The 7,233-nt window shown below is 42.9% G+C and carries 7 protein-coding genes; all 7 read right to left on the bottom strand.

Annotation, left to right across the window (positions count from 1 at the left end; all coding sequences use genetic code 11):
• Nucleotides 1-195: 195 nt before the first annotated feature.
• Complete coding sequence (locus ACYVAA_RS16645) at nt 196-1,245, bottom strand: hypothetical protein (protein ID WP_460543813.1); 1,050 nt, start codon at nt 1,243-1,245, stop codon at nt 196-198.
• 169 nt (nt 1,246-1,414) lie between these two features.
• Entirely contained in the window at nt 1,415-2,185 is a 771-nt protein-coding gene (locus ACYVAA_RS16640; protein ID WP_460543811.1) for a hypothetical protein, read from the bottom strand.
• Nucleotides 2,186-2,715: 530 nt separating this feature from the next.
• A complete protein-coding gene (locus tag ACYVAA_RS16635) occupies nt 2,716-3,486 on the bottom strand; it encodes a LuxR C-terminal-related transcriptional regulator (protein ID WP_460543809.1) in 771 nt (256 codons plus the stop codon).
• 466 nt (nt 3,487-3,952) lie between these two features.
• On the bottom strand, nt 3,953-4,483 hold the full coding sequence (cobC, locus tag ACYVAA_RS16630) for an alpha-ribazole phosphatase family protein (protein ID WP_460543807.1): 531 nt from the start codon (nt 4,481-4,483) through the stop codon (nt 3,953-3,955).
• A complete protein-coding gene (locus ACYVAA_RS16625) occupies nt 4,468-5,274 on the bottom strand; it encodes an adenosylcobinamide-GDP ribazoletransferase (RefSeq protein ID WP_460543804.1) in 807 nt (268 codons plus the stop codon). Before ACYVAA_RS16625 ends, cobC begins: the two co-directional genes overlap by 16 nt.
• A 176-nt stretch (nt 5,275-5,450) precedes the next feature.
• The gene (gene cobT / locus ACYVAA_RS16620) at nt 5,451-6,503 is read right to left on the bottom strand and encodes a nicotinate-nucleotide--dimethylbenzimidazole phosphoribosyltransferase (RefSeq protein WP_460543802.1); all 1,053 of its coding nucleotides are present in this window, start codon (nt 6,501-6,503) and stop codon (nt 5,451-5,453) included.
• The gene (locus ACYVAA_RS16615; RefSeq protein WP_460543800.1) at nt 6,490-7,233 is read right to left on the bottom strand and encodes a Dph6-related ATP pyrophosphatase; all 744 of its coding nucleotides are present in this window, start codon (nt 7,231-7,233) and stop codon (nt 6,490-6,492) included. Before ACYVAA_RS16615 ends, cobT begins: the two co-directional genes overlap by 14 nt.

The raw sequence follows: 7,233 nt of genomic DNA, 5'->3' as shown, positions 1-7,233 counted from the left end.
GAATGTGATTTATTGTCCCTGGTTGTGATAGATAAGGAGCTTTAAGCTGACCTTTGGGATGGCGATACCTTTTGCCTTAAATCCTTGAGGGTTTAAGTAGTGTTCCCAAGTTTTCCAAGGGAATCATATGGATTTTTTGGAAAACCTGAGAACATTTATGGAGCAAGATTTTCATCTTAGTTTTGATTAATTAAATCAGTCGACATTGGGTTGGTCAGCATTGCTGTAGGTTACTTTTCCTTTATAATGTCCCGTAACCGACGTTCCACTATTGTTTGTACACTGTAAGCTGATTTCATATTCATCACCTAATCTATTAACAGTGATTTTTCCAAGTCTCAAGAAACCATCATCAGTATATTGGATACTTCCTTCATCGCTATGCCAATATTCGAAATAGTCTGTAGTGTCCCAAGTCCCGAGGATAGGGACAGTGATTTTGGGATCCTTGTTTGGATAAATTCCAGAAGGAATACCTGAAAAATCAGCAGAATAAAACCGGAAGTTCAATAAGATTTTAGCTCCGTTGAGATTGTTGGCCCTGTTTTCTGTTGGGAAAAGAGGGCTTTCCGAGGTAAGGTTACTTTCTTCGGAACCTAAGGTCAAGGTCAATGCATATCCGGGGTTCAGGTTTCTCGTAAAGGTGATTTTCCCGTATTGGAGATTGAAAGCCTTATGGCCGATTTTCAGAAAATTCTTATTGGGTGAAAGATATTGGATCTTCTGTCCAGAGCTGTAACCAATATAAACGGTCAGCTCTCTTTGATCAGTAGAAAGCTGATCGATCGGAAGCGGGACTTTGTCCTCTTCGTTAATTACACCATCTGCATTTTGATCGGAAAATCTAAAATCACCAAGACCTGCATCCGCTTGTGCCAATGTTGAATTGATCTCTTCTTGAGACCTAAAGACCCCAATCGGTTTTAAGCCCATATAATAACCATTAACAGGTTCTGTTGATTTCTGAAATAAATTGCTCTTATCACCTTTGGTGACTTCCAAAAAGTAATTTCCCTCAGAAAGGCTTTTGAAAATAGCAACACCACTTGTGTTGGTTTTTACCTGTACAAAAGGTGTGTTATTGGTGAAGTCCTCTTGCGAACGGTAAAGGCTAACAGTTGCATCATTCGAAGGTACACCATTAGGGTTTTCTGGATTCCATTCTGACAGGTCCCGAACGGATATTTTGGTTTCTCTGATTATATACGGTTCAGGATCATTTACACAGCCAATAAATGCTGTCATAATGGTTGGAACGATTATTTTAAATAGCGTTTTCATAATCTAAAGTATTCGGAGTGTCAAAGATTAATCTGAGTGGTTGCACAGGATCCCTTAATTGAGTTATGGATGCAAAGTTTTTGATCACATTGAAAACCCTATGAGAGGATCCTGTTAAGGTGACTGATCATTTTCAGTTAAAAGAAAAGATCAACTTGACCTGCTTTGTAGTTACAGGTACATCTACTGTACCTTCTCCTTCAAGCTCAGAGGAGTAGTTCAGTTTTGGAGTTTGTTTAAAATAGTCCATTGCAAAACCTATCCATCTTCGTCTAAGTGTGATGCCAAAACTTGGATAGATGGACATTTCAGAAATCGATTTGAGGGGGCTTTCATCATCGGTTAAGCTAAAGTGGTCTGCATTCTGGTCATCATAATAATCCACTAGCATGGAATGAAACGAAACCCCGGCCTGAATTCGCAGATCCACTATCAGCTTTTCTACGGGATTGATGGATATGACCGGACCCAGTTTAGAGGCTAAATTTATATAATGGAACTTGGCGTCTGTGTCGAAATTCTGTCGGGCTTCCGAATAGGTACTCCAGTCCAGTTGAGAATAATTGGCAGAAATGACTGTCCAATCCAATCCATATTTGATGAGGCTATTTGCGGAATGGTTGAAGTAGTAATTTCTTCCAAATTCCAGTGTATATCCAACACCGGCACCGGTTCTTCCTGTTTGCATGTTATCATATGGGGAAAGGGAATAATCCATCTCGCTCTTTGGAAAAGAACTAAATCCTAACCGCATATAGCCTTTTCTGAAATTATCGGGCTTAATTTGGGCAGTAGTGACTTGTGATTGAACATTGTCATCCTGGGAATAACCAGGTACAATAAGGACAAAAAGGGCCAGGATGATAGAAATGGCCGATAAGGTGAGTATAGGAGAGGTTTTCATTTTTTTGTGGGTTTTTAATACTTAGGCTAAATCTTTCTTTCCTGATCAGTCATAAAGAGATCTGGAAAATGGTAACAAAGGTTTTATTCAACCATAAGTACTTTGAAGTTGGCGCCCACTTTAAAGTACACCCTAAAACATCGTGTTCTTTTTACTTTATATAAAATTACCTTTTAAACTAAGCCCGATCAATCCCCCTTAAGGGGGATTTTTGAGGAAGCGGTTTCTTTTTTTGCCTAGAATTCTGGAACTCCGGACTATTCTAAACTTGAGAACCTGAAGGATTCTAACAGTAGTAGCTATTGGAGGTCAAGGATTTTCAGACTCAGAAAGGGGCAAGCATTAGGAGAAAGGTAGAAAAAGTATCAAGAATATAATAGCGAGTAACAAGAGGAAGGAACCAAGAATAATGATGAAGTTATGAAAGTCGAAGTAGAGACATAAGCATGAGTCATGCAGAGGTAAAACAGTTAGAAAATTCATACATCAGGATGGCGTCGGTTGAAAAAGCTTCACATTCAGATCCATCCCTAGCTGACTCCCCTGGCGACTAATTCAGTTGAATTGGTACAACCTGTTTTTCTTAGCATGTTTTTCCTGTGGGATTTGACCGTTTCCAGGGAGATAAACAATTTGTCCGCTATAATTTTGGTTTCTATTCCGTCCGCAATCATTTTCATAATTTCTATTTCTCTTTTGGAGAAATTATTATGCCGAAGGGCCTTTTCGTTATATTTTTCTTCTTTGGGGTAGACATCTATGTTAAGAAAGGAAGGAAGGCCTGCTAGTCCAATGAAGGAGATTTTATGGTTGTTCCTTTTGGTGAGATGGTTGATGTTGGTGTGGATGTTGATGGACTTAATAAAGTTCCCTTTTTCATCAATTGTCAGTATTAAGGCTTGATGATTAAAAAGTTCATAGTTTCCAGAGGAGGTGGTATATCTGAAATTATAGGAAACCTTATATTGGGTGAATTTTTCCACACCAAGCTGACTTACAAAAGCTATGGCTGTTTCTTCCGCTTTGGCCACAAAGTCCATATCATCGGGATGAGTTAAAGCAAGGACATCATCAATAGTACGTATATTTTCCGGAGAAATTCCGTGAATCTTCTGAAATTCAGGACTGATATGTGTTATGCTAAAGTCATAAAAATCAAGTATATAGTAGTAGAATGGTCCTGCAGCAAATACTGAACTCACAATTTCATTGAAATTGATGGGAGGGAGGGTCGTGGGGCTTTTTTTATCCTGAACGGCCTGATCCCATAAGCTATGCATTTGGGATAGATCTAGTGTCATTAGGTTTTGGTTAGATTAGTAGAGTTGTAAAAAGTATTATAGAAAATAACATAAAATGGGTTAATTAGCAAAAATATATAGTGTAAATACAAGGTGATGTGTATATAATACATATTTAAGTATATTATAGTCGCTTAAGAGGTAATGTTTGCTTGTTTCAGGTTCTTCACTTGAATTAGTATGAAATAGCAAGAGGAAAGAGCCAAGAGGAAAGATGTACGGAGTAATGAAATTCTAAGTATGGATAATTTCAACCATTAAGGAGTTGAAACCTGTCAGGTTTTATTTCCGAAACAGGGCAAATGGGCTTGCTTCGAACCAAAAAGGATTTGAAGGCATGAAGCCCCTTCATGTAGTACTGCGTCTGTGCGCCCAGGTGTAGCTCCTAGAGGCAGAATATCGATAGAGATCTCCATGACACCTTTGAGCACTCCGTGGTTAAGTCAAGCCAACAAGTGGCAATTTCTTATAGTTCGAGCTTGATTACCTCTCCGTAATCCACCTTTAGACTGAAAGAATCTTTTAGCGCGATTTCATGAACATGGGCATGCATGGCCCTGATCGGCCCGGCATGGCAAACGACAACTACCTGTCCGGCATCGTATTGCTTTACCTCCTCCAAAAAATCAATGCACCTCTGGTACAGGTCCATATACGATTCGCCATTGGGGCAGGGGATATGGACAAAATCCTCCATCCAGGGATTCAGTTCCTCCTCCGGGAGCTCATTCCATGCCTTCATTTCCCAATCCCCGAAATCCAGTTCCATCAGTCTGGAGTCCCTGTGAGCCTGTTCTTCAAAAATCGCATCACTCAATAGGGCGCAGCGCTGAAGGGGGCTGCTGAAAACCAAGGCTCCTGAATTTAAGCTGCCCAGTTGGCTTTTTATTGCTTCAGCCTCCTGAGCAAATGTATCGGCAAGTGGTAAATCACTTTGTCCGTAACAGATCCCCTTAGCAATCTTGGGTGTAGTATGGCGGATCAGATAAACTTCCATAGGGCCAAAATGCTGAGGTAAAAAACTACTTCATTGACTTGCTGTACGGCCCCAAGGCAGTCACCGGTATATCCTTCAATCCATTTGTTGAACCATCGTCCCATCCACCAGGTGGCAAGGGCGCAGGGAATCAAGGTCAATAACACAGCATAATGTTGAAAGAGCAGCAAGGGAAGCAAACCAAATACCAAGGCTAGGAAAAGATCTCCAGCGGGGAACTCTCCTTTGGCCACAGGTTTGGATTTACTGCCGATTTCATCATTCAACCTCGCATAGGGAAGGCTTTTGAAAAAGGTCAGTGCCATCAGCCTGGAAACCGAATGGCCTGAAAGAAAGCAGGCTATCAGGGCTTGGTAAGATCCCCAGGATAAGCTGCTAGCAAATGCCCCCTCGGTCAGTTCCGATAAGGCAAAGAACTTCAAGAGCAGCATCAGCAGGATGCTGACCGCACCGTAGGTGCCCAACCTGCTGTCCTTCATGATGGACAATATTTTCTCTTTGGTCCACCCGCCGCCAAAACCGTCCATGGTGTCGGCAAAACCATCTTCGTGAAAAGCACCTGTAAGCAAAAGCCCGGTGGCCATGGAGAGTAATACGGCAATCTGAACAGAAAAAATCTGCAAGAAGAGCAGTAAGACCAGCACCGATAGTCCTCCCACTATCCAGCCGATCAAGGGAAAGTATTTTCGGGAAATTCTCAGGTATTCTTCTGAGTGGTCGACCCATTGGGGACAGGGGATCCGCGTGTAGAACATGATCGCGGTAAAAAATGCTTGGATTTCTCTATTCATGTTTTGGGGATAGATTATACGTGATTATATCAGGGATGCCAGGATCTCTATAGTCTCCCGCAGATTTCGCTGATAAGCGCAGATTTCTAAGGGTTTATTTGAATTTAGGTACTTATAAATCTGTGTTTACCTGTGTCCATCCGTGGTTGATATTATTCAATCGATGTATCAGAACATCAACTGTCATTGGCCTGACTTACTCCTGCACTTTCAAAACTGGCCATTTCATTGAGAAAAGTACAGGCTGACTGAACGACCGGATAGGCCACGGCCACTCCCGAACCTTCGCCTAGTCGCATGCCCAAGTTGAGTAGGGGAGTTGCTTTCAGGTATTCCAGCATGGATTTATGTCCTTTTTCCCCCGAACAGTGGGTGAAAATACAGTAAGATAAGATTTCAGGGTTTATTTTATGTGCCAATAGCAAAGCCGCAGTACTAATAAAACCGTCCACCAAAACCAGCATCCTCTTTTCGGCAGCCTTCAACATGCCTCCGCAGATCTGGGCAATTTCGAAGCCCCCAAAAGTGCTTAGGACCTCCATCACATCCTTTTTATCGACTTTACTGTGTTTGGCCAGTACTTGCCTTAGGGTCTGGATTTTGGTTTTTAACTGTTCCTCATTGGCTCCGGTGCCTCTTCCCACACAGTCTTCCAGTGGCAGGTCGCAAATAAGGCGCATGATCAGCGCTGCAGAGGAGGTATTCCCGATACCCATTTCCCCAAAGCCCAACACATTGCAGCCTGAAGCTTCTATTTTTTCGACAATTTCGGCACCTTTTTTAAGTCCCTCTGCTGCTTGTGATGCGGACATGGCCGGCCCATAAAGGAAATTTTGGGTGCCTTTGGCTATTTTGGCATCGATCAAGGCTGTAAGGTCTCCAAAATCATGGTTGACCCCGGCATCGATAACCTTCACCGTGAGTTGGTTTTGTTTGGCCAGGACATTAACGGCAGCCCCTCCTGAGAGAAAGTTCATGACCATTTGAAAAGTGACTTCCTGAGGGTAAGGGTTGACCAGTCCCTCCTTGGCGATGCCATGGTCGGCAGCAAAGACGGCCAGGTGCGGATTTTTCAGCTTTGGTGAGCTGCTCTGCTGGATCAATCCGATTTGAAGGGCCAGCTTTTCCAGTGTTCCCAAAGCCCCTATGGGTTTGGTCTTGAGGTCGATTTTTTGCTGCAGCTCCTTTTCCAATGCGCTGTCCAGGGGTTTTATGTCAAAGTGAAGCATGACTAGTAGGTATCAAATCTATATAATGGAAGCCCGTTTGGGGTTTAGGATCCTGATCAGCAGAGAAGCAGCTGTCGTTTTTGTCTTTTGGGGCATCGAAGGTTCTGAAAATTCTTTCCCCCAAGTCAAAACCGATCGGCTGCTTGAAAATCGGCCCGTCATAAACAAAGGTATGGAACTCCCCATTTTCCCCGCAGGGATCCACTGCTTTGGGGAGGTCTTTAAGGAAGTCTTGATCGATCACCCTGCCTACAAATTCTTCAGGTAGCAAGTCGGATTTGGCACAGACCACTACGGTTTTGAAGCCGAGGTCTATAAATTCATGCACCAACTCCCGCGTGTCTCTCTTCCATAAGGGGAAGTAGCCCTCAAGTCCGATTTCTGCAAGTTTGTCTTCCCGGTATTGCTTAAGGTCTTCCAAAAAGATATCTCCAAAAATGCTTTGGGTAATGCCCTGTCCTTTCAGTTCCTCCATGGTCTTTCGCATGATCAGGTCGTATTCCTCCATGCCGGGCATTTCGGGCAGGAGAATTTCCTTAACAGGAATGCCGATGGACGCAGCCTGGGCATATAAGAGTTCCTTTCTGACCCCATGCATGGATATCCTGTCATATTTGGAGTTGACGGTGGTCATCAGGTGGCTTATCTGATGTTTTTTTCCTTGGAGCACATGGTGGAGCGCCAATGCGCTGTCTTTTCCCCCGCTCCAATTAAAAACGCTTTTGATCAT

Source organism: Echinicola sediminis (assembly GCF_054777495.1).
The sequence above is the reverse complement of the archived record's forward strand: the minus strand, read 5'-3'. Positions and strand labels throughout refer to the sequence as shown.